Raw genomic sequence first — 23,325 nt, forward strand, 5'->3', positions numbered from 1 at the left:
CCTATCCCGGCCCGAAACCGCCGCCCGCGGTGGTCAGTGCAGCCGCTCCCATTCCGCGGTACGCGCCCGATGCGTCGCGAGCGCGCGCAGCGCGGAGTCGACGTCGGTGTGCCGACCGCCGCTGATCCGCCCGACGGTGCTCGGATCCTGCAGGTCGAGGGTGCGGAACCGCCACCGGCCGGACAGCGACTCGACGCAGATGTGCGTGGTCAGCTGAACACTCGCGGGTTCACCCAGGCACGGGTCCGCCGGCTGTGCCGCGAGCTCCGCGTACGTCCGATCACCGAGCCGGACGAACAGGGTGTCGCCCATGGGGATCTCGCACAGTACGGACTCCTCCCCGGCGAGCACCAGGCGGTCGTGGATCTGCGCGCACAGCTCCCACGCGGTGGCCAGGCCCGCGCACCGGATCAGCAGGTGGGCCACCTCGTCGGGATCGCTCAGCAGGCCCAGGACGGAGTTGACCCCTTCGCGGAGTGCGCGCACCTCGATCGCGCCGCCGGGCAGCACGGAAGCGGTGAACCGGGATGTGGAGACCACCATCACCAGCCTGCCGTTGGGCAACAGATCGGCGTGCAGGCCGTGGGCGCGGAGCGATTCGGCGACCCGTGCCGGCGACGAGGCGCGAATGCGGCTACCGCTGACGCCGGCGCGCGCGGTGGCGGACTGGGCGAGTGCCGTGGTGAGCGGCCGCGGGGTTTCGCTGTTCATGTCCGTCAGTGTGCGCGCGCCCACTGACAGGTTTTCCGCTCCCGCTAACGTGACCGGATATGACCGAAGACGAGATCCTCGCCCTCGACGCCCGCACCCTCTGGCATCCCTACAGCGCGGTGGGGGGTTCCGGAGCCCGCGTCGTGACCTCCGCCGAGGGCGTCCGCCTGACCCTCGGTGACGGATCGCAGGTCATCGATGGGATGAGCTCGTGGTGGGCGGCGATCCACGGCTACCGCCACCCGGTGCTCGACGCCGCGGCGCGGGCCCAGCTGGAGAAGATGTCGCACGTCATGTTCGGTGGCCTCACCCACGAGAGCGCCGCCCGGCTGGGGGAGCTGTTGGTGCGGATCACCCCGGACGGACTCGACCGTGTCTTCCTCGCCGACAGTGGCTCGGTATCGATCGAGGTGGCGGTCAAGACCGCCCTGCAGTACTGGCGCGCCAAGGGGGTCCACGGCCGCAACCGCCTGCTCACCTGGCGCGGCGGCTACCACGGCGACACCTTCACCCCGATGAGCGTGTGCGACCCGGACGGCGGCATGCACGCGCTCTGGACCGATGTGCTCCGCACGCAGGTGTTCGCCCCGCCGCCACCCGCCGAAGACGACCCGGCCTACGTCGCCGAACTCGACCGCCTCGTCGGGGAACACGCCCACGAACTCGCCGCGGTGATCGTCGAACCGGTGGTGCAGGGTGCCGGTGGTATGCGCATGCACCCGCCGGCCTACGTCGCCGCCCTGCGGGAGATCACCCGCCGCCACGGGGTGCTGTTGATCGCTGACGAGATCGCCACCGGATTCGGGCGAACCGGCGCGCTGTTCGCCTGCGACAGTGCCGGGATCACACCGGACATCCTGTGCCTGGGAAAGGCTCTCACCGGGGGATACCTCACGCTCGCGGCGATGCTGTGCACCGACGAGATCGCGCTGACCATCTCCGAATCGGACCAGGGCGCACTCATGCACGGCCCCACCTTCATGGGAAACCCGCTGGCCTGCGCCGTCGCGGTGGCCAGCACGGAACTGCTGCTCGCACAGGACTGGCGGGCCCGGGTCTCCCGGATCGAGGGACTGTTGCGCGCCGGACTGGAGCCGTTGCGAGAGCTGCCCGGTGTCGTCGACGTCCGGGTCCTCGGCGCCATCGGCGTGGTGCAACTCGACCGTCCGGTCGACACCGCAGCGGCGACGGACGCGACAGTGGCGGCCGGGGTGTGGCTGCGTCCGTTCCGTGACCTGGTGTACACGATGCCGCCCTTCATCTGCACCGATGCGGAGATCGAGCTGATCTGCGGGGGTGTCTCGGCGGCGGTGCGCGCAGCGCTACAGTGAGTACATGAACGGTGTTCAATTCGGTGCTCTCGACTGGCTCGACGGTTACGCGGCGGACCGTGCCCGGGCGGGACTGCGACGCACCCTGGTCGCTCGCGGACCCGGCGACACCGGGCTCGACCTCGCCTCCAACGACTACCTGGGGCTCAGTCGCCATCCCCGGGTGGTCGAAGCCGCGGCCGGTGCGGTTCGTCTATGGGGCGCCGGTGCCACCGGATCACGCCTGGTGACCGGTACCACCGAGCTGCACGAGCAGTTCGAGAACGATCTCGCCGACTTCACCGGGACGCAGGCCGCGCTGTGCTTCTCCTCCGGTTACCTGGCCAACCTGGGAGTGGTCACCGCGCTCGCCGGACGGGGCGCGCTGGTCGTCTCCGACGGTGGCTCGCACGCCTCCCTGGTCGATGCCTGCCGGCTCTCCCGGGCCCGGATCGTGGTCACCCCGCGCGGCGACGTCGACGCGGTGCGTGCCGCACTCGCCGATCGCACCGAGTCCCGGGCCCTGGTGCTCACCGATTCGGTCTACAGCGCCGACGGCGTCCTCGCGCCGGTGGGTGATCTGTACCGGGCCACCGTCGACAACGGAGCCGTGCTGATCGTCGACGAGGCCCACGGTCTCGGTGTCCGCGGCCACGGCGGCCGCGGCCTGGTGCACGAACTGGGTCTGGCGGGCGCGCCCGATCTGGTGCTCACCGCGACCCTGTCGAAGGCGCTCGGCGCCCAGGGCGGAGCGGTCCTGGGTGCGGAGAAGGTCCGTGCCCACCTGATCGACACGGCCCGGCCGTTCATCTTCGACACCGGGCTCGCGCCGGCAGCGGTCGCCGCCGCCGCAGCCGCACTGCGGGTCCTGCGGGAACAGCCCCGGCTCGCGGAGCGGGTGCTCGAACGGGCGGGCGCTCTCGCCGCGGGCGTCGGGGCTCCCGAGCCCACCTCCGCAGTGGTCTCGCTGATCCTGGGCGAGCCGGAACGCGCCGTCGCCGCCCGTGACGCGTGCGCCGCGGCCGGAGTGCGCGTGGGCTGCTTCCGGCCGCCGTCGGTCCCCGAGGGCACCTCCCGGTTGCGGATCACCGCTCGCGCCGATCTCACCGATGCGCAGGTCGACGAGGCCGTCGCGGTGATCCGGAGATCGATCGCGTGATCGTCTGCGTCACCGGCACCTCGACCGGTGTCGGGAAGACCGTCGTCACCGCCGCCCTCGCGGCCGCACTCGGTGCGGGTGGGCAGGTCACCGTCGTCAAGCCCACCCAGACCGGATTCGCCGACGGTGCCGATCGCGACGATGAGGGCAACCTCGCGGACGTGGCCGAGGTGGCGCGTCTGGCGCCACGGGCGGTCACCGTCGAGCACCGCCGCTACCCCGATCCGTTGGCCCCGCTGACCGCCGCCCGGCGCGCCGGGCGGCCACCGCTGCGCCGGGACGAGGCCGCGGCCCTGGTGCGCGGTCACCGGGGCACCGTCCTGGTGGAAGGTGCCGGGGGAGTGCTGGTCCGCCTAGGGCTGGCTTCGGATCGAACACCGTTCACTCTCATTGATCTGGCAGCCGATCTCGGCGCCGCCGTCGTCGTGGTCGCCGATCCGGCGCTGGGCACGCTCAATCACACCGAGCTCACCGTCCGCGCCCTCGCGGCGCAGGGCGTCGCGTGCGCCGGAATCGTGCTTTGCCGCTGGCCGGAAGCCCCTGGCCTGGCCGAACAGTGCAATCTGCGGGATCTTCCGGACCTCGTCGGAGTGCCCGTCGTCGGACGGATCCCGGACGGTGCCCCCGCACTCAGTGCAGCGCGCTTCGATGCCGAGGCGTCTTCCTGGTTCGACGGTGTCTGGCTCGCCGGGCTCGGCTGCGACCGTGCCGCCAATTGAACGCTGTACAGTTCTCGATACGAGCGACGCCCGCGTCGCCATGCCAGCCGACGACACAGCCGATGAGGGAGATCACATGACCGGGGTCCTGGCGGACATCATCGAGGTCGCGCGCGAGCAGGTGCTCGAACGCGGTGAGGGACTGGCGCAGGATCAGGTCCTGGCCGTTCTGCAGCTGCCCGACGATCGGCTCGACGAGGTCCTGCAGCTGGCGCACGAGGTCCGCATGCGCTGGTGCGGGCCCGAGGTCGAGGTCGAGGGCATCATCAGCCTGAAGACCGGCGGCTGCCCCGAGGACTGCCACTTCTGCTCGCAGTCCGGCCTGTTCGAGTCGCCCGTGCGCTCGGCCTGGATCGACATCCCCTCGCTGGTCGAGGCGGCCAAGCAGACCGCGAAGACCGGTGCCACCGAGTTCTGCATCGTGGCCGCCGTCCGCGGCCCCGACAAGCGCTTGATGAGCCAGGTCGCCGCGGGTATCGAGGCGATCCGCAATGAGGTCGACATCCAGATCGCGTGCAGCCTCGGCATGCTCACGCAGGAGCAGGTCGACGAGCTCAAGGCGATGGGTGTGCATCGCTACAACCACAACCTGGAGACCTCGAAGTCGCACTTCCCGAACGTGGTCACCACCCATTCCTGGGAGGAGCGCTGGGACACCCTGCGCATGGTCCGCGAGGCCGGGATGGAGGTCTGTTGCGGTGGCATTCTCGGGATGGGCGAGACCCTCGAGCAGCGGGCGGAGTTCGCTGCGAACCTCGCCGAACTCGAGCCCGACGAGGTGCCGCTGAACTTCCTCAACCCGCGCCCGGGCACTCCGTTCGGTGACCTGGACGTGCTCGAACCCGGTGAGGCGCTCAAGGCCGTGGCCGCGTTCCGGCTGGCCCTGCCGCGCACCATCCTGCGTTTCGCCGGCGGCCGGGAGATCACGCTAGGTGACCTCGGCGCCGAGAAGGGGATCCTGGGCGGTATCAACGCCGTCATCGTGGGCAACTACCTCACCACACTGGGGCGCCCCGCCGAGACCGATCTGGATCTGCTCAACGAGCTCAAGATGCCGATTAAAGCGCTCAACGACACCCTGTGACCGCGGTGACCGACATCGAGCCGGTGTACGACGAGTTCACCGGCAAGCCGCTCGCCGAGGGCGCTCCTGTGTTCCAGGCCGCCCGGCTGGGCCTGGAACCGCCCCGGTACTGCGCCTTCTGCGCCCGGCGGATGATCGTGCAGGTCAGCCCGCACGGGTGGACGGCACGATGCTCCCGGCACGGTGAGATCGACTCCACCGGCCGCGAACGCTGAACACCGGACCGCGGGCGATCACCAACGGGCCCGCTCGATAGGCTGGCGGAGATGACCACGCTCACCCGCCCCGGACCCACCTCGAAGGTCGTCGTACCCGTGGTCATCGGCGCCGTTCTGGGCGCCGCCGTCGCGTTGATCTGGGGACTGACGGTTCACGGCGTCCGCGGTCTGGTCACCGGCTCCGGTGATGTCCTGCTGCGTGACGGGCAACTCGACAACCTGTTCCTGGCGACGGCCGCATTCAGCGGCTTGGCCCTGGTCGGTGGCCTGCTGACGGCGATCCTGATCTTCCGCGGCCCGTTGCGGACCCCGCGCGGAGTTGCGGTGACCCTCGGCGCCGCCGTGGTCGGCACCGCCGTCGCGGTACTGCTCGGCCAGGCGGTGGTGGAGGCCAGGTTCGCCGGACCGGGAGCCCGAGGTCTGGACTTCACGGCGGCACCGTCGATCCGGCAGCGCGGCGCGAACGTGCTCGGCCCGGCCGACTCGTCCGGCGGTGCGCTCGGCGATCTCGCTTCCTGGGTACTGGTGTTCATCTGGCCGGGTGCGGCGGCGTTGTGGTGTACCGCCGTCGCTACCCTCGGCCGGCTGCCCGACGACGACTGACCGGCGCGCCGATCAGCCGGGCGGCCGCAAGGTGGCGAACTCGTCGGTGATCCGCAGATAGGAATCGGTGAACCGGTACAACGCGGGCGGCCGTCCCCGGGTGGCGTGCCCGGTGCGCCCGGTCGCGGTGATCACCGACCTCCGGGAGAGGATGCGCAGCAGGTTCGTCGAATCCACGGGGTAACCGAGCACCGCGACGTACACATCGCGCAACAGCGAGACCGGGAACTCGCGCGGGGCGAGTGCGAATCCGATGTTCGAGTACGACAGGCGCTTCGCCAGTCGGGCGCGCGCACGATGCACCATCGTCGCGTGATCGAAGGCCATCGTCGGCAGGGCCTCGACCCGATGCCAGGTGGTGTCCTCCGGCAGCCGTGGGTCGGTCCCGGAGCGCACCAGGCCCAGGAACACCGAGGCCAGGGTGCGGTCGGCGTGGTCGCCGGCCGGTACGCGATGCGGGTCGGAGAACTCCGCGAACTGTTCGAGGTGGGCCACCTCGGTCAGGTCCACCTTCTCCGCGAGCAGTCGCCGGGCGCTCGTGGGCAGATCCTCGCGGGCGCCCAGCAGACCACCGGGCAACGACCACGCGCCCTGGTCGGGAGCCATCGCCCGCTGCCACAGCAGGATCTCCAACCCCGCAGCGCCGCCGGTCGCCGCACCGGCGGTCCCCACCCGGAAGACCGCGGAGAGTACTTCGTGCGCGACCCGCTGCAGGGGAGCGGTGCTAGCATCGGACATATATCGATCATAGATCGATAAATAATCCCGAGCATCGAAGGGAGGCGCCGCGATGAACACAGCCACATCCGCCGCCACCGCACTGACCTCACCGCTGTACCCGCTCATCGTCGAGGAGGGAGGCGTCTACACCGGTCTCGACGGCGATCAGCAATGGGCAGCGGAGGTCGAGCGCCTGGCGAGGCTCCGTGACGCCACGATCCTCGCGCACAACTACGAACTGCCCGCGATCCAGGACGTCGCCGACTTCGTCGGTGATTCGCTCGCCCTGTCCCGGATCGCCGCCGACGTCTCCACCTCCACCATCGTCTTCTGCGGCGTGCACTTCATGGCCGAGACCGCGAAGATCCTCAGCCCGGAGAAGACGGTGCTCATCCCGGATCAGCGGGCCGGTTGCTCGCTCGCCGATTCCATCACCGCCACCGAGTTGCAGCAGTGGCGCCGCGAGCACCCCGGCGCCGTCGTCGTCTCCTACGTCAACACCACAGCGGACGTGAAGGCCCTCACCGACATCTGCTGCACCTCGTCGAACGCCGTCGAGGTGGTCCAGTCGATCCCCGCGGACACCGAGATCCTGTTCCTGCCGGACCAGTTCCTGGGAGCGCACGTCCGTCGCGTCACCGGTCGGCGGAACATGCACGTCTGGGCCGGCGAATGCCACGTCCATGCCGGTATCAACGGAGACGAACTCGCGGCCCAGGCCGCGGCACACCCGGACGCCGATCTCTACGTCCACCCCGAGTGCGGCTGCGCCACCTCGGCGCTGTATCTCGCCGGTGAAGGTGCGGTCCCGGATGAGCGGGTCAAGATCCTCTCCACCGGTGGGATGCTCGACGCGGCCCGCGAAACCGGTGCCCGTGAGGTGCTGGTCGCCACGGAGGTCGGCATGCTCCACCAGTTGCGCCGCGCCGCGCCGGATGTGCAGTTCCGTGCCGTCAACGACCGCGCCTCCTGCAAGTACATGAAGATGATCACCCCGGCCGCCCTGCTGCGCTGCCTGGTCGAGGGCCGCGACGAGGTCGTCGTGGACCCGGCCACCGCCGACGCCGGGCGCAGGGCGGTCACCCGGATGATCGCGATCGGGCAGCCCGGCGGCGGGGAATGACCGCACCCGACCTCCTGGTCGTCGGTGCCGGTGTCGCCGGGCTCACGGCCGCCGTCGCAGCCGCGGACGCCGGCCTGACGGTGACGGTGCTGTTCAAACCCTCGCCCGGTGGCGCACCGTCGACCTCGACGGCCTACGCCCAGGGTGGGATCGCCGTGGTCGACCCCTCGGATCCGGACGATTCGATCGAGCGGCACGTGGGTGACACCCTCGCCGCCGGCGGTCCGCTGGTGGACGCCGCGGCCGCCCGGTCGATCCTGGCGGGCGGACCCGCCGCGGTCGAGCGCCTGATCGGGTGGGGTGCCGTCTTCGACCGCCGTGCCGACGGTCGGCTCAAGCGCACCCGCGAGGGTGGACACACCGTCTCCCGGATCATCCACGCCGGAGGTGACGCCACCGGCGCCGAGGTGCAGCGCGCCCTCACCGACGCCGCGAAGTCCCGCCCCACCCTGACCGCACGCGCGGGCCAGGCCTATGCGCTGCTCACCGACGGTGACCGGATCGTCGGCGTCCGGACCGCCGACGGCGACACCTTCGGGCGGACGGTGCTGCTCGCCACCGGCGGCGCCGGTCACCTGTTCTCCAGCACCACCAACCCGCTCGGTGCCACCGGCGACGGGATCGCACTGGCGGCCAGCGCCGGAGCACGGGTGCGGGAACTCGACTTCGTCCAGTTCCACCCGACGATGCTCTACACACCGGGCGCTCGCGGCCGGCGGCCACTGATCTCCGAAGCCGTCCGCGGTGAGGGCGCCCGGCTGCTGGACGTACTGGGGCGCCCGGTGATGGACGGTGTGCACCCGATGGGTGACCTGGCCCCGCGGGACGTGGTGGCCCGCGCGGTGACCGAGGCGATGGAGCGCACCGGAGCGCCGTGCGTCCACCTCGACGCCACCACCATCGACGGTGTCGCCGAACGTTTCCCGACGGTGACCGAGGCGGTTCGCGCTGTCGGCCTCGATCCGCAGACCGACCCGATCCCGGTGGTACCCGGTGCGCACTACCTGTGCGGTGGTGTGGTCACCGACCTGCGGGGAGCCACCGGTGTGCCGGGCCTGTACGCCGCGGGCGAGGTGGCCCGCACGGGCCTGCACGGCTCCAACCGGCTGGCGTCGAACAGTCTGCTGGAAGCCCTCGTGATGGGGCTGCGGGTGGCCGAGGACGCGCACCTGGCCCCGCCGCTGCATCCCGGTGAGGTCCGCGCGCTCGCGACTCCGCAGGCGCGTGTGGACCGGACATCCCTCCAGGACCGGATGACCGAGCTGTGCGGTGTCCGGCGTACCGCCGCCGGTCTGGCGGAACTGACCGCGGCGCTGCAAGCCCCGTCGTTGCTGGCCGGTGCGCCCGGTGCCGCTGCGGTGACCGCACGTGAGCACGAGGATGCGCTGCTCACCGACGTCGCCCGCCGGATGGTGGCGCAGGCGCTGCAGCGGCACGCGGTCTCAGCGGAGTCCGTGACCGAACCGACGGAGGTACTGCGATGAGCGGGCTGACCCTCGAACCCGACCGGGACGAGGTGGTGCGGCTGATCCGCACCGCCCTCGCTGAGGACCTGCGCTACGGACCGGACGTGACGAGTGCGGCCACCGTGCCCGACGGTGCCGCCGCCGTAGCCCGGGTGGTCAGCAGGGAGGCCGGCGTACTCGCCGGAGTTCCGGTCGCCGAGTGGGTGCTCGACGAGGTGATCGGTGTGGGCGAGTACCGCGTCACTGCGAAGGTCGCGGACGGCACCGTCGTCGCACCGGGCGATGTGGTGATGCTGATCGAGGCACCGACCCGGGCGCTGCTCACCGCTGAGCGGACCGTGCTCAACATCCTCACGCACCTCTCCGGGATAGCGACCGCGACCGCAGCCTGGGTGCGTGAGGTCGAGGGCACCGGCGCGCGGATCCGGGACAGCCGCAAAACCCTGCCGGGCCTGCGGGTGTTGCAGAAGTACGCAGTGCGGGCCGGCGGCGGCGTCAACCACCGCATGGGACTGGGCGATGCGGCACTGATCAAGGACAATCACGTGGTGGCCGCCGGTTCGGTGACCGCCGCTGTGGAGGCGGTGCGCCGCGAAGCTCCACAGGTTCCGCTCGAGGTGGAGGTCGACTCGCTGGAACAGCTCGACGAGGCGCTCGGCCTGGGGGTCGAACTCGTCCTGTTGGACAACATGCCGCTGTGGATGACGCAGACCGCGGTGCAGCGGCGGAGGAAGTCGGCGCCGCAGACCCGGCTCGAATCGTCCGGTGGGCTGTCGCTGGAGGTCGCGCGGGACTATGCGCGCACCGGCGTCGATTTCCTCGCGGTGGGGGCGCTCACCCACTCCGTGCGGGTGCTCGATCTGGGCCTCGACATGTAGCGACACCGCCCGCGACGATTCCGGCGCCCGGGCGCACAATGGACACATGATCGTCAACGCATATGGAGCCGTGTCCGCGACCGAGCCGCTGCAGGCGATGACCGTCGAACGCCGCGATCCGGGTCCGCACGACGTGCAGATCGCGGTGCGCTACGCGGGCATCTGCCACAGCGACATCCACACCGTCCGCGGGGAGTGGGGGCCCGCCGCGTACCCCGTGGTGCCGGGCCACGAGATCGCCGGTGAAGTCACCGCCATCGGCTCCGAGGTGACGAAGTTCGAGGTCGGAGACCGGGTCGGAGTGGGCTGCTTCGTCGATTCCTGCCGTGAGTGCGCCGCCTGCCTGAGCGGCGAGGAGCAGTACTGCGAGCGTGGGATGGTCGGCACCTACAACGCCACCGGCCGCGACGGGCAGCCCACGCAGGGCGGCTACTCGACCGGGATCGTGGTCGACGAGAACTACGTCCTGCGGGTGCCGGAGAGCATCGACTACGCCGCCGCCGCGCCGCTGCTCTGCGCGGGTATCACCCTGTTCAGCCCGCTACGGCACTGGAACGTGGGCCCCGGCAGCAAGGTCGCGATCGTCGGCCTGGGCGGACTCGGCCACATGGGGGTCAAACTCGCCGCCGCGATGCGCGCCGAGGTCACGGTGCTCAGTCAGTCGCTGAAGAAGATGGAGGACGGGCTGCGCCTCGGCGCCGCCCACTACTACGCCACGTCGGACCGGGACACGTTCAAGGCGCTGCGCAATCGTTTCGACCTCATCATCAACACGGTCTCGGCGAACCTGGACATGCACCCGTACTTCGGGATGCTGGCGGTCGATGGCACCCTGGTCGAGGTGGGCCTGCCCGAGCACCCGGTGCCGGTCAACGTCTTCGATCTCACCCGCAACCGGCGCAGCTTCGCCGGTTCGATGATCGGTGGTATCGCGCAGACCCAGGAGATGTTGGACTTCTGCGCCGAGCACGGGATCGGCTCGGAGATCGAGCTGATCTCCGCCGATCGGATCAACGAGGCCTACGAGCGGGTGATCGCCTCGGACGTGCGGTACCGCTTCGTGATCGATACCGCCACCCTGTGACGGTCGGATACCGCGGAACGGCCGGGACACCTGCGGTGGTGCATCGAGCCGGCGGTCGTGCCGGACTCTAGGGCCGCCACTTCTTGGCGTACTCGTCCACATACTCCTGGCCGGTGAGCGCCTGGATCTCCTGCATGAGCCGGTCGGTCACGGTGCGTTCCAGCGCGCGCCGGGCATCTGGATCGGACGGGACGTCGTACTCGGACGGCTCGATCGGCTTGCCGAACTTCACCTGCACCCGCTCGGCGCGCCAGCGGAACGGCCCGGGCGGGCACACCTTGTCGGTGCCGATCACACCGACCGGGATGATCGGCACACCGGACTCGAACGCGATCCGGACCAGGCCCGTGCGCCCGCGGTAGAGCCGCCCGTCCGGTGAGCGTGTGCCCTCGGGGTACATCCCCACCAGGCGGCCCTCGGCGAGCAGCTTCTGCGCGGTGGCGAGGGCCGCGGTCGCGGCGTCGCCGCCGGTGCGGTCGATCGGCACCTGGCCGGTCTGGGTGTAGAAGAACTTCTGCAGCTTGCCGGAGATGCCGGGCGCGGTGAAGTACTCGCTCTTGGCGAGGTAGGAGATGCGGCGGGGAACCGCGAGCGGCACGAACAGCCAGTCCGCGATCGACAGGTGATTGCCCGCGAGCAGGGCCGGACCGTCAGCGGGGACGTTCTCGAGCCCCTCGACGGTGGGACGGTTGACCACCGTGATCGTCGGTCCTACCGAGACATGCTTGATCAGCCAGTACAGAAGTCCCTGATCGCCGTGGTTGGTCTGCGCCATGGCGGATAACTTACCGGACCGTCAGTTGCGCCGCCGAACCTCGGTACGGGCTGTGACCGGTACCGGCTCGACGGTGCCCTGGCCGGAAACCCGGTGGCGCCGGACCCATAGAATGGGGCCATGTCTGATCTGCAGCTGAGCCGTCTCGACCTGCGCGGTCGTCGCCCGTCGCTCGCCGAGCTGCGTGCGGCGCTTCCGCGCGGTGGCGTCGACGTGGATGCGGTGGTGCCGCAGGTGCGGCCCATCGTCGACGCGGTCGCCGAGAGCGGTGCGGAGGCCGCCCTCGACTTCGGCGCGAAGTTCGACGGCGTCCGCCCGGCCACGGTGCGGGTTCCCGCTGCGGCGTTGGAGCGTTCGCTCGCCGAGCTCGACCCCGCGATCCGCGAGGCGTTGGAGACCGCGATCGGCCGGGTCCGTACCGTCCACGCGGACCAGCGGCGGGTCGACACCGTCACCGAGGTGGTCCCGGGCGGCACCGTCACCGAGCGGTGGATCCCGGTGGACCGGGTCGGTCTGTACGTGCCCGGCGGCAACGCCGTCTATCCGTCGTCCGTCGTGATGAACGTGGTTCCCGCGCAGATCGCGGGCGTGGGCTCACTGGTGGTGCTCTCGCCGGCGCAGAAGGACTTCGGAGGGCTGCCGCATCCCACGATTCTCGCGGCGTGCGCACTGCTCGGTGTCGACGAGGTCTGGGCCACCGGCGGTGCGCAGGGCATCGCACTGGCCGCGCACGGCGGCACCGATCTGGACGGCGGTGAGCTCGCCCCGGTGGACTTGATCACCGGTCCCGGCAACATCTACGTCACCGCGGCGAAGCGGCTGTGCCGCGGCCTGGTCGGTATCGACGCCGAAGCCGGCCCCACCGAGATCGCGATCCTCGCCGATCACACCGCCGACCCGGTGCACGTGGCCGCTGATCTCATCAGCCAGGCCGAGCACGACGTGATGGCGGCTTCGGTGCTGGTCACCACCTCGCCCGAGCTGGCGGACCGGGTCGACGACGCGCTCACCGCGCAGGTGGAGATCACCCGTCACCGGGAGCGGGTCGAGACCGCGCTGCGCGGCCCCCAGTCCGGCACCGTCCTCGTCGACGGCATCGACGAGGGCCTCGCGGTGGTCAATGCCTACGCCGCCGAGCACCTGGAGATCCAGACGGCCAACGCACGCGAGGTGGCCGGACGGGTCCGTGCCGCGGGCGCGATCTTCGTGGGTCCGTATTCGCCGGTCAGCCTGGGGGACTACGCCGCCGGCAGTAACCACGTGCTGCCCACCGCAGGCTGCGCGCGGCACAGTTCCGGCCTGTCGGTGCAGACCTTCCTGCGCGGCGTGCACGTGGTGGAGTACGACGAGGCCGCGCTCAAGGACATCGCCGGTACGGTGATCACGCTGGCGAACTCGGAGGACCTGCCCGCGCACGGTGAGGCCGTGCGGCTGCGGTTCGAAGCACTCCAGGGCGGCACCGCGTGAACCCGCTGCCCGGTGAGTCGGTGACTCTGGCCCAATTGCCCATTCGGGACACCCTGCGCGGCAAACAGCCCTACGGTGCTCCACAGTTGCCGGTAGCGGCTGCGATGAACACCAATGAGAATCCACACCCGCCGAGCCCGGCGCTGATCGACGACATCGCGAAGGCCGTGGCGCAGGCCGCGGCCGAGATGAACCGCTACCCGGACCGTGATCTCGCCGCGCTGCGCAGCCGGCTGGCCGAGTACGTCAGCGAGCGCACCGGCACCGTCGTCGGTCCGCAGAACCTGTGGGCGGCCAACGGGTCCAACGAGATCCTGCAGCAGGTGCTGCAGGTCTTCGGTGGCCCCGGACGCACCGCGATGGGTTTCGTGCCCAGTTACTCGATGCACCCGATCATCGCCGACGGCACCGATACCCACTGGATCGCCGGTCAGCGGACCGCCGAGTTCGCCCTGGATGTGGACTACGCGGTGGCGGCGATCGAGGAGCTCCGTCCGGACGTGCTGTTCCTGACCAATCCGAACAACCCGACCGGGCATCTGATCGCCGAGGACGAGCTGATTCGGATGATCGAGGCGGCTCCGGGCATCGTGATCGTCGACGAGGCCTATGGCGAGTTCAGTGCCGGTCCGTCCGCGGTGCGCCTGCTCGACCGGTTCGGCGCGAAGCTGATCGTCAGCCGCACCATGAGCAAGGCCTTCGCCTTTGCCGGTGGACGGGTCGGCTACCTCGTCGCCGCACCCGCGGTGGTCGACGCGGTCGCCCTGGTGCGTCTGCCGTACCACCTGTCGGTGTTCACCCAGGCCGCCGCGATCGCCGCGATCGACCACCGTGCCGAGACGCTCGCGTCGGTCGCGCACCTCTCCGCTGAGCGGGACCGGATCGCCACCCGGCTGCGTGAACTCGGGTACACCGTGATCGATTCGCACGCCAATTTCATCCTCTACGGCGGCTTCGACGACGAGGCCGCAGCCTGGAACACCTACCTCGACGGTGGCGTTCTGGTGCGTGACATGCACATCCCCGGGTACCTCCGTGTCACGGTGGGCCTGGATCACGAGAACGACGCCTTCCTCGCGATCAGCGAGAAGCTGGCCCCTGCTGCGAAGAAGGACGGAGAGAGCGCATGACCGAACGCATCGCCCGGGTGGAGCGCACCACCAAGGAATCGTCGATCGTGGTCGAGATCGACCTCGACGGCACCGGCCGCACGGACATCGACACCGGCGTCCCGTTCTTCGACCACATGCTCACCGCCTTCGGCCAGCACGGCAGTTTCGATCTGACGGTGCACGCCAAGGGCGATGTGGAGATCGAGGCACACCACACGGTGGAGGACACTTCGATCGTGCTCGGCCAGGCCCTGGCGCAGGCCCTCGGTGACAAGAAGGGCATCCGCCGTTTCGGCGACGCCTACATCCCGATGGATGAGGCATTGGTGCACGCCGCGGTGGACGTCTCGGGACGTCCCTACTGTGTGCACTCGGGTGAGCCCGAGCACTTGCTGCACGCCGTGATCGGTGGTCACCCCGGCGTGCCCTATGCGACGGTGATCAACCGGCACGTGTTCGAGTCGCTGGCGATGAACGCCCGGATCGCACTGCACGTACGGGTGATCTCGGGGCGAGACCAGCACCACATCACCGAGGCCGAGTTCAAGGCCGCTGCGCGGGCGCTGCGTGCTGCGGTCGAACCCGACCCCCGGGTCACCGGCGTGCCGTCGACCAAGGGAAGCCTGTAACCCGCTCCGCGAGTCCCGGTTGCGGCGCTCGGGCGCCGCAACCGGTTCCGCCGGATCAGGCCTCGCCGCGCCGGATCAGCCGGCCGTGCGGGTTCTCGAAGTCGATCCGGTTGCCGCGCAGCCAGGTCCCGGTGACCACACCGGCGAGGGCGCGGCCGTCGTAAGGGGAGATGGCGTTCTTGTGGTGCAGACGGTGCACGTCCACCACCTGCGCGGCCTCGGGCTCGAAGATCGCGAAGTCCGCGTCGAAGCCCAATGCGATCCGGCCCTTGCGGGTCATGCCGGCCAGCTTCGCCGGGTTCGCCGACATCCACTCCAGCACCTGCTCGAGGCCGATGCCCCTGCGCTTGGCCTCGGTCCAGATCAGCGACAGGCCCAGCTGCAGCGATGCGACGCCGCCCCAGGCGACCCCGAAATCACCGTTCTCGACGTCCTTGAGGTCGATCGTCGAGGGGGAGTGGTCGGAGACGATGCAGTCGATGGTCCCGTCGATCAGGCCCTGCCACAGCAGTTCCCGGTTCGACGCCTCCCGGATCGGCGGGCAGCACTTGAACGCCGTCGCGCCGTTCGGGATCTCCTCCGCGAGCAGTGTCAGGTAGTGCGGGCAGGTCTCCACGGTGAGCTTGACCCCGTCCCGCCGGGCGCTGGCGATCATCGGCAGCGCGTCCGAGGAAGACAGGTGCAGGACGTGCGCACGGGCACCGGTCCACCGGGCCCGCTCGATCACATCGGCGATGGCCTTGTTCTCCGCGCCGCGCGGGCGGGAGGCGAGGAAACCGGCGTACGCCGCGCCTGTCGGCTCAGGAGCGTGATCGATCGAGCAGGCGTCCTCGGCGTGCACGATCATCAGCGAGTCGAACGTGGCGAGTTCGGCCATGTCCTCCTGCATCTCGTCGACGCTCAGTGCGGGGAACTCGTCGACACCGGAGTGCAGCAGGAAGCACTTGAAGCCGAAGACGCCGTCGTCGTGCAGGCCTCGCAGCTGATCCTTGTTCCCGGGGACCGCGCCTCCCCAGAAGCCGATGTCGATGTAGGCCTTGGGGCCGGCCGCTTCACGCTTGACCCGCAGTGCCTCGCGGTCCACGGTCGGCGGGATCGAGTTCAGCGGCATGTCCACCAGGGTGGTCACGCCGCCGGCGGCGGCCGCGCGGGTCGCGGATTCGAAGCCCTCCCACTCGGTGCGGCCGGGCTCGTTGACGTGTACGTGGGTGTCCACCAGGCCGGGGATCATCACCTGATCGTCGGTGAGCTCGATGACGTCGCGGCCGGTGAGGCCGTTGCCGAGCGGTTCCATCGCGACGACCCGTCCGTCGCGGATACCGATCTCGCGGGCCACCGTTCCGGCGGTGGTGACGATGCGGCGACCGCGGACGACCAGGTCGTATTCGGCGCTGTCCTTGCTCATGGGCTGACTCCTTCGTTCGGATCCTGCGGTGGCGTCGCGGCGGGCGCTGCGAGCAGGGTAGGTGTGATCCACATCACCGTTCAAGGTAGGATTCCATCGTGCGGCTCATTATTCCGTGATGCGATACCATCCTTGACACTGGGCGGCCGAGTAGATCCTACTTATCGCTACGAGTGGAGCAGCCTTTCCGCGAACCGGAACAGTCCAGGATGCTGGGGGCTGCCACGAACGAAGGCCAATATGACTGACGAACTCAACCGCGAGGCGCCGGTGTCAGCGGCGCATCCCATCCGGCTCGGCGGTGCCGATTCCCTGGGGCACGTGCCCGATGTGGAAGCCCTCAACCGGCTCAGCGCGGGCCTGTACAACCAGGATCTCGCACCCACCAAGCGTGACGGCCGCACCTGGGGCTCGTACAACATCTTCACGCTGTGGGCCAACGACGTCCACAGCCTGGGCAATTACGCCTTCGCGATCGGACTGTTCGCACTGGGTCTGGGGGGCTGGCAGATCCTGCTGGCCCTCGGTCTCGGTGGGGTGTTCCTGTTCCTGCTGCTGAACCTCTCCGGTTTCATGGGCGCCAAGACCGGCGTCCCGTTCCCGGTGATGAGCCGGATCGCGTTCGGCATCCGCGGCGCCCAGATTCCGGCTCTGATCCGCGGCGTCGTCGCGATCGCCTGGTTCGGGATCCAGACCTACCTGGCCTCGGTGGTGCTGCGGATCATGATCGTTGCCATCGCCCCCGGTGCCGCGACGCTCGACCAGAACGAGTTCCTCGGACTGTCCACGCTGGGCTGGATCGCGTTCGTCGTGCTGTGGGCGGTGCAGCTGGTGATCGTCAGTTACGGCATGGAGATGATCCGCAAGTACGAGGCCTTCGCCGGCCCGGTCATCCTGGTCACCATGGCGGCGCTCGCGATCTGGATGGTCGCCAAGGCCGGCTGGTCCATCTCCTGGACTCCGCCGCAGGCCAAGACGGGCCTGGACATGTGGTTGCAGATCGTCGGCGCCGCGAGCCTGTGGGTGGCGATCTACGGCACCTTCGTGCTCAACTTCTGCGACTTCACCCGCAACGCCACCTCGAAGCGCTCCATCGTGCGCGGCAACTTCTTCGGCATCCCGCTGAACATGCTTCTGTTCGGTGCCATCGTGGTCTCGCTGGCCGGTGCCCAGTTCAAGATCAACGGACAGGTCATCGAATCGCCGGCGGACATCGTCAAGACGGTGCCGAACACGCTGCTGCTGGTGCTCGCATGCCTGGCGCTGCTGGTGCTCACCGTGGCGGTGAACCTGATGGCCAACTTCGTCGCGCCGATCTACGCCCTGAACAACCTGTTCCCCAAGCACCTGGACTTCCGCAGCGCGGGGATCATCTCCGGTGTGATCGGCCTGGTCATCCTGCCCTGGAACATGTACGACTCGCCGGTGGTCATCACCTACTTCCTCGGCGGCCTGGGCGCGCTGCTCGGCCCGCTGTTCGGCATAGTCATGGCCGACTACTGGTTGATCCGCAAGACCCGGATCAACGTGCCGGACCTGTACTGCGACCTCGAGGACGGGCCGTACTACTACCGCACGGGTGTGAACCCGCGCGCGGTGATCGCCCTGGTGCCGACCGCCGGCGCGGCCCTGCTGATGGCCTTCGTTCCGGCCTTCAAAGTGGTCTCGAACTACTCGTGGTTCATTGGTGCGGCTCTCGGTGCCCTGGTCTACCTGTTGGTCGCCGACCGCAAGGGCCCGTTCGTCGATGTCTCCGGTGAGCCGATCGCCGTTCCCAGCAAGCACTAGGAGTCGCGCATGCGCATTCTCGTCGCCAACGTCAACACCACCGAGTCGATGACCGCCGCGATCGCGGAATCGGCGCGCAGTGTCGCCGCGCCCGGTACCGAGATCGTGGGTATCACCCCGGCCTTCGGCGCCGATTCGTGTGAGGGCAATTTCGAGTCGTACCTCGCCGCCATCGCCGTGATGGACGCCGTGACCCGCTACCCGGAGCCCTTCGACGCGGTGATCCAGGCGGGGTACGGCGAGCACGGTCGAGAGGGCCTGCAGGAGCTGCTGGATGTCCCCGTCGTGGACATCACCGAGGCCGCCGCCTCCACGGCGATGTACCTGGGCCACAAGTACTCCGTGGTCACCACGCTCGACCGGACGGTGCCGCTGATCGAGGACCGGCTCAAACTGGCCGGCCTCGATGCCCGGTGCGCCTCGGTGCGCGCGTCCGGCCTGGGTGTACTCGAACTCGAGTCCGACCCGGAGCGGGCCGTCGAGGCCATCGTCGCGCAGTCGCGTGAGGCCGTCGAACGCGACGGTGCGGAGGTGATCTGCCTCGGCTGCGGAGGAATGGCCGAACTGGAGCAGAAGGTCTCCGCCGCAACGGGTGTCCCGATCGTCGACGGTGTCCGCTCGGCCGTCACCATCGCCGAGGGCCTGGTGCGACTGGGGCTGAGCACCTCGAAGGTGCGCACCTATGCACCGCCGCGACCGAAGGTCGTCACGGGCTGGCCGCTGACGCGCTGAAGACGCCGGACGAGAAACGGTGCCGCTCCCGGATCCGGGAGCGGCACCGTTTCGTCGGCAGGGGCGAACGGGCCCGGGTTACAGCGCGACCTGCCGGTTGACGTCCTTGTAGAGCAGGTAGCGGAAGTTCGACGGTCCGCCGGCGTAACAAGCCTGCGGGCAGAAGGCGCGCAGCGAGAGGTAGTCTCCCGCTTCCACTTCCACCCAATCGCCGTTGAGGTGATAGACACCCTTGCCCTCGAGGATGTAGAGGCCGTGTTCCATCACGTGGGTCTCGGCGAACGGGATCGATGCGCCCGGCTCGAAGGTCACGATGTTGACGTGCATGTCGAAGGCCAGGTTCTGCGGATCGAGGATCCGGGTGGTGCGCCACGCACCGTCGGTACCGGGCATGGCGCTCGGCTCGATGTCCTGCTCGTTGCCCACCTGCGGTGCGGGTACGTGGCCGGCGATCGGCTCATAACGCTTGCGGATCCATACGAAGACGGCGTTGGTGTCACCGTCGTTGCGCGCACTCCAGGGGGTTCCGGCCGGGGCGTAGGCGTACCCGCCCTCACCGAGTACGTGCTCGGCGCCGTCGAGGATCACGGTCAGTGCGCCCTGGGTGACGAAGACGAAGCCCTCGACCTCGTCCTGCGGTTCGGGCCGCTGCGCCCCGCCGCCGGGAGCCACCTCGACGATGAGCTGCGCGAAGGTGGTGGCGCCGCCGGCCACCGGGCGATTGATGATCCACGCGCGGGTGTCGGTCCATTCCGGCAGCACCGAGGTGACGATGTCGCTCATCACTCCGCGCGGGATCACCGTGTACGCCTCGGTGACGATGGCGCGGTCGGTCAGCAGGTCGGTCTGCGGGGGCAGACCGCCCTGCGGCGCGTAGTACGTGGCGTTGGCCATGGACGTTCCTCCTAGGGCTGGATCGGACGGTTGAGTGCGAGGGCGCCGACAGTGCCGACGGTGACCTCGGCTGCTGTCTCGACCTCGGCGGGGGTGATGGCACCGCAGGTGAGGCCGCGGTGGATGAACGAGGCGAGCGCGCGGGCCGTGGCGGGCTCGTCGAGCACGGCGGACTCGATGCGGTGCACGTAGTTGCGCAGGCGAACAGCGGCGGCGGGGAAGCCGTCGCGGTAGAAGGCGTAGGTGGCGAGGTAGCGGGTCACCAACTGCGCCGGGTGCAGGTCCCAGCCCTGGTAGATGCCGCGTTCGAGGTGGCGGCGTACCAGTCGTGCGTGCAGTTGCCAGGCCGACCGCACGTGTTCGGGGTCCCCGATCGGCAGGATGTTGGTCGAACCGTCGGACAGGTGCACGCCGGTGCCCGCCACCGCCAGCTGCATGACGTTCTTGGCATGGTCGGCGACGGGGTGCTCCATCGACTGGTACTGCGCGGCGACTCCCAGCGATGCCGAGTAGTCGTAGGTGCCGTAGTGCAGCGAGGTCACCCGCCGGTCCGCGGCGTGGATCAGCTCGGCGACCGGCGCGCGGCCATCGGCGCCGAGGATCACCTGAGGGGTCTCCACCTGCACCTCGAACGTCAGGCGGCGTTCGGCGAGGCCGAGAGCCGATTCCAGGGCGCGGGTGGTCTCGACCATGGCCTCGACCTGTCCGGTGGTGGTCACCTTGGGCAGGGTGATGGTCAGTCCGTCCGGAAGCCCGCCGTGCGCCGCGAGCCCGCTGACGAACAGGTCCAGGGTGCGCAGGCCGCGCGCTCTCACCGGGGCCTCGAAGCACTTGAACCGGATACCGATGAACGGCGGCGCGGCTGCGTCGGAAACCGCCTGTGACACGGCGGAGACCGCGGCGGCCACATCGGCGTCCTCGGTCTCGTCCCCGCGGTTGCCGTATCCGTCCTCGAAGTCGAGGCGGATGTCCTCGATCGGCTCGGCGGAGAGTTTGTGCGCCACCAGGCCGGGAAGCTGTGGATCGGTCAGCCCGACGGTGCTCGCCACTGCCTCCAGACCGCCCGCGGCGTCGGCGGCGGCCAGCGCCTGCTCGCCCCACTGGCGAGCGGTGTTCGCGGTGAACCGGTCGGCCGGGAGGTAGACGGTGTGTACCGGCTGACGGCGTCCGTCATCGCCCGGGTAGTTCCGTGCCAGGAGCTCGTCGGTGGTGGCCAGGCGTCGTTCGATGGCGCCCAGGGCATCGTCGGAAAGCGAACGACCGGACATGCAACCTCCGTGCTGAGTCTGTTGCGTGGAATAGTAATTCCACAATGTGGAGGATACGGGTCAGGCTGGTTCCACACAAGGCTGGGCGCTTCCAGGCTACGCGATCACCTGATCGCCACCGATCCACACCGTGGTCACATCGGCCGGGGTGGCCAGGGAGAAGATCTTGGCCACAGCGTCGTCGGCGCCGCCGGCGTGACGCAGGCCCACGTCCAAGGGATGTCCGGCCTTCGGGCGTACCAGGATCGCGTCGAAGCACCGGCTGACCGAGAGATCTCCCACCTCATCCAGGCCCAGGGCGACCGCTCCGGCGCGGGTCGCGAGGTGCAGCAGGTGCGCAGCGGTGAGCCGCACACCGTCGTCGGGGAGCAACTGTTGCATGTAGTAGGCCTGCAACCCCTCCTTGAACAAGGAGAATCCGCTGCCCGCTCCGACATCCGTGCCGAGGGCCACCGTGACTCCGTGATCGAGGTGCCGCCGCAGTGGGAAGGCGCCACTGGCCAGCGCCGAGTTCGAGGTGGGGCAGTGCGCCACCGATGCACCGGCCGTCGCGAGCATCGCGAGTTCGGCGTCGGTCGGGTGCACGTTGTGTGCCAGCACCGACCGCTCGTGGACGAGCCCGTGCCGGTGGTACGTGTCCACGTAGTGCGCCGAGCCGGGGAACAGCTCGGTCACCGCCGCGATCTCCGCGGGGTTCTCGTTGACGTGCGAGGTGAACCAGAGTCCGGGCACGTCCGCAGCGAGCTCGGCCCCACTGGCCAGCATCTCCGGCGAGGTCGAGAAGGAGAAACGCGGCGTCACCGCGTAGCGGAGCCGGCGGTGCCCGTGCCAGCGCTCGGCGAGTCCGCGCCCCTCGTCGAAACTGCGCTGCGGCGTGCTCAACAGCGGTTCGGGAAGGTTGCGGTCACTGGTGACCAGTCCAGTGGTGATCCGCACACCCACCCGGTCCGCCTCGCTGAAGAGGGTGTCGACTGCACCGGAGAAGTGCGAGCCGAAGACCAGCGCGCTGGTGGTGCCGGCCGTGGTGAGACCGGTGAGGAACTCGCGCGCCACGGCCCGGGCGTACTCCGTCTCAGCGAGCCGGCATTCCTCGGGCAATGCGTAGCGCTCGAGCCAGTCCAGGAGAGGGAGGCCCAGACCGCCGATGGCCCGGATCTGCGGGTAGTGCACATGCGTATCGACCAGTCCGGGCAGGAGCACGCCCTCGCGGATGTCCACGACCTCGGCGTCCGGGTGGCGGGCCGCCACCTCCGTGAAGTCCCCGCGGGCGGCGATCACCCCGTCCTCGACGACGATCCCGGCATCGTCGTCCGCGCGGAGTTCTCCGCCCGTGAACGGGTCTTCGGGAGTGTCGATCACACGGCACCGGTAGACGATCATGCGGGATCTCCTGGTTCGACGAAGCGGGCGAGCAGTACGGCGGCCACACTCACGGCGATCGTCGCCGGATGCTTGCCGCTCAGTGTGCTCAGCCCGATGGGGGATTCGATGGCGTCGATCGCGTCGGCGCTGTGCCCGGAGTCGGCCAGCATGGACCGGAAGCGAGTCCACTTCGCCGCGGATCCGATCAACCCGACGCTGCCCAGGCCCGGTGTGCGCAACGCCTGGTCGCAGAGGCCGAAGTCTTCGGCGTGATCGTGCGTCATGATCAGCACGTGGGTGCCCGCCGGGAGCTCGGCGAGCACCTCCTCGGGCAGCATCGAGTGACGCAGATGCACACTCGCCTCTCCGGGTTCGAGGGCGCGCGCCGCGTCGAGTTGCTCGGGACGGGAATCGGTGAGGTGGAGTTCGACGTCGTGCCGGGAGAGGATCCGGGTGAGTTCCAGGCCCACATGCCCGATCCCGAAGATCGCTACCGCCGGTACCACCGGTAGTGGTTCGAACAGGACCGTCACCTCGCCTCCACAGCACTGCCGGCCGTGATCGGTCCGGACCTTGTCGCTGAGCCGGAAAGTCATCGTCTCCGGCTCTCTCACGTCTTCCTGGAGGAGCTTCCGCGCTCGGTCGATCGCGGTGATCTCCAGGTTGCCGCCGCCGACGGTGCCGTACGCACCGTCCTCGGTGGCGATCATCTTCGCGCCCGCCTCCCGAGGCGCGTGCCCACGGACGCTGATCTGGGTGATCAGGACCGCGGGTACGCGCCGGCGTCGCAGGCTCGCAGCCGCGTCCAGCCAGCTCAT

Annotated in this window: 23 protein-coding genes; 15 read left to right on the top strand and 8 right to left on the bottom strand. The window is 69.6% G+C overall.

Annotated features, from left to right (window positions below; all coding sequences use genetic code 11):
- Positions 1 to 33: 33 nt before the first annotated feature.
- On the bottom strand, positions 34 to 711 hold the full coding sequence (locus ACYVHG_RS01505; protein ID WP_461165651.1) for a hypothetical protein: 678 nt from the start codon (positions 709 to 711) through the stop codon (positions 34 to 36).
- A gap of 59 nt (positions 712 to 770) precedes the next feature.
- On the opposite strand from ACYVHG_RS01505, the gene ACYVHG_RS01510 reads away from it, so the two are divergent.
- From ACYVHG_RS01510 to ACYVHG_RS01535, 6 genes are all read left to right on the top strand, one after another.
- Positions 771 to 2,042 carry an adenosylmethionine--8-amino-7-oxononanoate transaminase gene (locus ACYVHG_RS01510; RefSeq protein WP_461165652.1) on the top strand — a complete coding sequence of 424 codons (1,272 nt, stop codon included), beginning with the start codon at positions 771 to 773 and terminating at the stop codon, positions 2,040 to 2,042.
- Between the two features lie 4 nt (positions 2,043 to 2,046).
- Positions 2,047 to 3,180 (top strand): 8-amino-7-oxononanoate synthase, encoded by a 1,134-nt coding sequence (locus ACYVHG_RS01515; RefSeq protein ID WP_461165653.1) that lies wholly within the window; start codon positions 2,047 to 2,049, stop codon positions 3,178 to 3,180.
- Positions 3,177 to 3,899 (top strand): dethiobiotin synthase, encoded by a 723-nt coding sequence (bioD, locus tag ACYVHG_RS01520; protein ID WP_461165654.1) that lies wholly within the window; start codon positions 3,177 to 3,179, stop codon positions 3,897 to 3,899. The genes ACYVHG_RS01515 and bioD overlap by 4 nt, the downstream gene beginning before the upstream one ends.
- 76 nt (positions 3,900 to 3,975) lie before the next feature.
- Entirely contained in the window at positions 3,976 to 4,983 is a 1,008-nt protein-coding gene (gene bioB / locus ACYVHG_RS01525; RefSeq protein WP_461165655.1) for a biotin synthase BioB, read from the top strand.
- Positions 4,984 to 5,006: 23 nt separating this feature from the next.
- Positions 5,007 to 5,198, top strand: coding sequence for a biotin synthase auxiliary protein BsaP (gene bsaP, locus ACYVHG_RS01530; RefSeq protein ID WP_461165850.1), 192 nt, complete (start codon positions 5,007 to 5,009; stop codon positions 5,196 to 5,198).
- Positions 5,199 to 5,249: 51 nt separating this feature from the next.
- A complete protein-coding gene (locus tag ACYVHG_RS01535; protein WP_461165656.1) occupies positions 5,250 to 5,804 on the top strand; it encodes a hypothetical protein in 555 nt (184 codons plus the stop codon).
- 12 nt (positions 5,805 to 5,816) lie between these two features.
- Here ACYVHG_RS01535 and ACYVHG_RS01540 read toward each other — a convergent pair whose 3' ends face one another.
- On the bottom strand, positions 5,817 to 6,542 hold the full coding sequence (locus ACYVHG_RS01540) for an NUDIX hydrolase (protein WP_461165657.1): 726 nt from the start codon (positions 6,540 to 6,542) through the stop codon (positions 5,817 to 5,819).
- A gap of 52 nt (positions 6,543 to 6,594) precedes the next feature.
- Here ACYVHG_RS01540 and nadA point away from each other — a divergent pair, with 52 nt between their 5' ends.
- From nadA to ACYVHG_RS01560, 4 genes are read left to right on the top strand one after another with little or no spacing between them, the layout of a single operon-like run.
- The gene (nadA, locus tag ACYVHG_RS01545) at positions 6,595 to 7,647 is read left to right on the top strand and encodes a quinolinate synthase NadA (RefSeq protein ID WP_461165658.1); all 1,053 of its coding nucleotides are present in this window, start codon (positions 6,595 to 6,597) and stop codon (positions 7,645 to 7,647) included.
- A complete protein-coding gene (gene nadB / locus ACYVHG_RS01550; protein WP_461165659.1) occupies positions 7,644 to 9,131 on the top strand; it encodes an L-aspartate oxidase in 1,488 nt (495 codons plus the stop codon). The genes nadA and nadB overlap by 4 nt, the downstream gene beginning before the upstream one ends.
- Positions 9,128 to 9,991: a carboxylating nicotinate-nucleotide diphosphorylase gene (nadC, locus tag ACYVHG_RS01555; protein ID WP_461165660.1), complete on the top strand. Its 864-nt coding sequence runs from the start codon at positions 9,128 to 9,130 to the stop codon at positions 9,989 to 9,991. The genes nadB and nadC overlap by 4 nt, the downstream gene beginning before the upstream one ends.
- Before the next feature lie 46 nt (positions 9,992 to 10,037).
- Entirely contained in the window at positions 10,038 to 11,075 is a 1,038-nt protein-coding gene (locus tag ACYVHG_RS01560; RefSeq protein ID WP_461165661.1) for an NAD(P)-dependent alcohol dehydrogenase, read from the top strand.
- Between the two features lie 67 nt (positions 11,076 to 11,142).
- Here the strand turns inward: ACYVHG_RS01560 and ACYVHG_RS01565 are convergent, their stop codons facing one another.
- Positions 11,143 to 11,850, bottom strand: coding sequence for a lysophospholipid acyltransferase family protein (locus tag ACYVHG_RS01565; protein ID WP_461165662.1), 708 nt, complete (start codon positions 11,848 to 11,850; stop codon positions 11,143 to 11,145).
- Positions 11,851 to 11,970: 120 nt separating this feature from the next.
- On the opposite strand from ACYVHG_RS01565, the gene hisD reads away from it, so the two are divergent.
- Genes hisD through hisB form a run of 3 tightly spaced genes read left to right on the top strand, consistent with a single transcriptional unit; the run spans position 11,971 to position 15,058 of the window.
- Positions 11,971 to 13,317 carry a histidinol dehydrogenase gene (gene hisD / locus ACYVHG_RS01570; protein ID WP_461165663.1) on the top strand — a complete coding sequence of 449 codons (1,347 nt, stop codon included), beginning with the start codon at positions 11,971 to 11,973 and terminating at the stop codon, positions 13,315 to 13,317.
- Positions 13,314 to 14,447, top strand: coding sequence for a histidinol-phosphate transaminase (locus ACYVHG_RS01575; RefSeq protein ID WP_461165664.1), 1,134 nt, complete (start codon positions 13,314 to 13,316; stop codon positions 14,445 to 14,447). The genes hisD and ACYVHG_RS01575 overlap by 4 nt, the downstream gene beginning before the upstream one ends.
- On the top strand, positions 14,444 to 15,058 hold the full coding sequence (hisB, locus tag ACYVHG_RS01580; protein WP_461165665.1) for an imidazoleglycerol-phosphate dehydratase HisB: 615 nt from the start codon (positions 14,444 to 14,446) through the stop codon (positions 15,056 to 15,058). The genes ACYVHG_RS01575 and hisB overlap by 4 nt, the downstream gene beginning before the upstream one ends.
- A gap of 55 nt (positions 15,059 to 15,113) precedes the next feature.
- Here the strand turns inward: hisB and allB are convergent, their stop codons facing one another.
- The gene (gene allB, locus ACYVHG_RS01585) at positions 15,114 to 16,463 is read right to left on the bottom strand and encodes an allantoinase AllB (RefSeq protein ID WP_461165666.1); all 1,350 of its coding nucleotides are present in this window, start codon (positions 16,461 to 16,463) and stop codon (positions 15,114 to 15,116) included.
- A 240-nt stretch (positions 16,464 to 16,703) separates the two neighbouring features.
- On the opposite strand from allB, the gene ACYVHG_RS01590 reads away from it, so the two are divergent.
- Both ACYVHG_RS01590 and ACYVHG_RS01595 read left to right on the top strand, forming a co-directional pair.
- On the top strand, positions 16,704 to 18,251 hold the full coding sequence (locus ACYVHG_RS01590; RefSeq protein WP_461165667.1) for an NCS1 family nucleobase:cation symporter-1: 1,548 nt from the start codon (positions 16,704 to 16,706) through the stop codon (positions 18,249 to 18,251).
- Positions 18,252 to 18,260: 9 nt separating this feature from the next.
- On the top strand, positions 18,261 to 18,983 hold the full coding sequence (locus ACYVHG_RS01595) for an aspartate/glutamate racemase family protein (RefSeq protein WP_461165668.1): 723 nt from the start codon (positions 18,261 to 18,263) through the stop codon (positions 18,981 to 18,983).
- A 78-nt stretch (positions 18,984 to 19,061) separates the two neighbouring features.
- Here the strand turns inward: ACYVHG_RS01595 and ACYVHG_RS01600 are convergent, their stop codons facing one another.
- The 4 genes from ACYVHG_RS01600 to xdhC form a co-directional block, all read right to left on the bottom strand.
- Positions 19,062 to 19,877, bottom strand: coding sequence for a bifunctional allantoicase/(S)-ureidoglycine aminohydrolase (locus tag ACYVHG_RS01600; RefSeq protein ID WP_461165669.1), 816 nt, complete (start codon positions 19,875 to 19,877; stop codon positions 19,062 to 19,064).
- 11 nt (positions 19,878 to 19,888) lie between these two features.
- Positions 19,889 to 21,145, bottom strand: coding sequence for a DUF6986 family protein (locus tag ACYVHG_RS01605; RefSeq protein WP_461165670.1), 1,257 nt, complete (start codon positions 21,143 to 21,145; stop codon positions 19,889 to 19,891).
- Positions 21,146 to 21,241: 96 nt separating this feature from the next.
- Entirely contained in the window at positions 21,242 to 22,525 is a 1,284-nt protein-coding gene (gene guaD / locus ACYVHG_RS01610) for a guanine deaminase (protein ID WP_461165671.1), read from the bottom strand.
- Positions 22,522 to 23,325 (bottom strand): xanthine dehydrogenase accessory protein XdhC, encoded by an 804-nt coding sequence (gene xdhC, locus ACYVHG_RS01615; protein ID WP_461165672.1) that lies wholly within the window; start codon positions 23,323 to 23,325, stop codon positions 22,522 to 22,524. Before xdhC ends, guaD begins: the two co-directional genes overlap by 4 nt.

The sequence above is a fragment of the Tsukamurella serpentis genome (assembly GCF_054780975.1).

Coding starts and splice junctions, on each gene's coding strand:
- bioB (WP_461165655.1), top strand. CDS start 3,976: ATGACCGGGGTCCTGGCGGACATCATCGAGGTCGCGCGCGAGCAGGTG.
- ACYVHG_RS01605 (WP_461165670.1), bottom strand. CDS start 21,145: ATGTCCGGTCGTTCGCTTTCCGACGATGCCCTGGGCGCCATCGAACGA.
- ACYVHG_RS01510 (WP_461165652.1), top strand. CDS start 771: ATGACCGAAGACGAGATCCTCGCCCTCGACGCCCGCACCCTCTGGCAT.
- hisD (WP_461165663.1), top strand. CDS start 11,971: ATGTCTGATCTGCAGCTGAGCCGTCTCGACCTGCGCGGTCGTCGCCCG.
- nadC (WP_461165660.1), top strand. CDS start 9,128: ATGAGCGGGCTGACCCTCGAACCCGACCGGGACGAGGTGGTGCGGCTG.
- allB (WP_461165666.1), bottom strand. CDS start 16,463: ATGAGCAAGGACAGCGCCGAATACGACCTGGTCGTCCGCGGTCGCCGC.
- ACYVHG_RS01590 (WP_461165667.1), top strand. CDS start 16,704: ATGACTGACGAACTCAACCGCGAGGCGCCGGTGTCAGCGGCGCATCCC.
- ACYVHG_RS01535 (WP_461165656.1), top strand. CDS start 5,250: ATGACCACGCTCACCCGCCCCGGACCCACCTCGAAGGTCGTCGTACCC.
- ACYVHG_RS01565 (WP_461165662.1), bottom strand. CDS start 11,850: ATGGCGCAGACCAACCACGGCGATCAGGGACTTCTGTACTGGCTGATC.
- guaD (WP_461165671.1), bottom strand. CDS start 22,525: ATGATCGTCTACCGGTGCCGTGTGATCGACACTCCCGAAGACCCGTTC.
- ACYVHG_RS01515 (WP_461165653.1), top strand. CDS start 2,047: ATGAACGGTGTTCAATTCGGTGCTCTCGACTGGCTCGACGGTTACGCG.
- nadB (WP_461165659.1), top strand. CDS start 7,644: ATGACCGCACCCGACCTCCTGGTCGTCGGTGCCGGTGTCGCCGGGCTC.
- hisB (WP_461165665.1), top strand. CDS start 14,444: ATGACCGAACGCATCGCCCGGGTGGAGCGCACCACCAAGGAATCGTCG.
- xdhC (WP_461165672.1), bottom strand. CDS start 23,325: ATGAGCTGGCTGGACGCGGCTGCGAGCCTGCGACGCCGGCGCGTACCC.
- ACYVHG_RS01505 (WP_461165651.1), bottom strand. CDS start 711: ATGAACAGCGAAACCCCGCGGCCGCTCACCACGGCACTCGCCCAGTCC.
- ACYVHG_RS01540 (WP_461165657.1), bottom strand. CDS start 6,542: ATGTCCGATGCTAGCACCGCTCCCCTGCAGCGGGTCGCGCACGAAGTA.
- ACYVHG_RS01600 (WP_461165669.1), bottom strand. CDS start 19,877: ATGGCCAACGCCACGTACTACGCGCCGCAGGGCGGTCTGCCCCCGCAG.
- nadA (WP_461165658.1), top strand. CDS start 6,595: ATGAACACAGCCACATCCGCCGCCACCGCACTGACCTCACCGCTGTAC.
- ACYVHG_RS01560 (WP_461165661.1), top strand. CDS start 10,038: ATGATCGTCAACGCATATGGAGCCGTGTCCGCGACCGAGCCGCTGCAG.
- ACYVHG_RS01595 (WP_461165668.1), top strand. CDS start 18,261: ATGCGCATTCTCGTCGCCAACGTCAACACCACCGAGTCGATGACCGCC.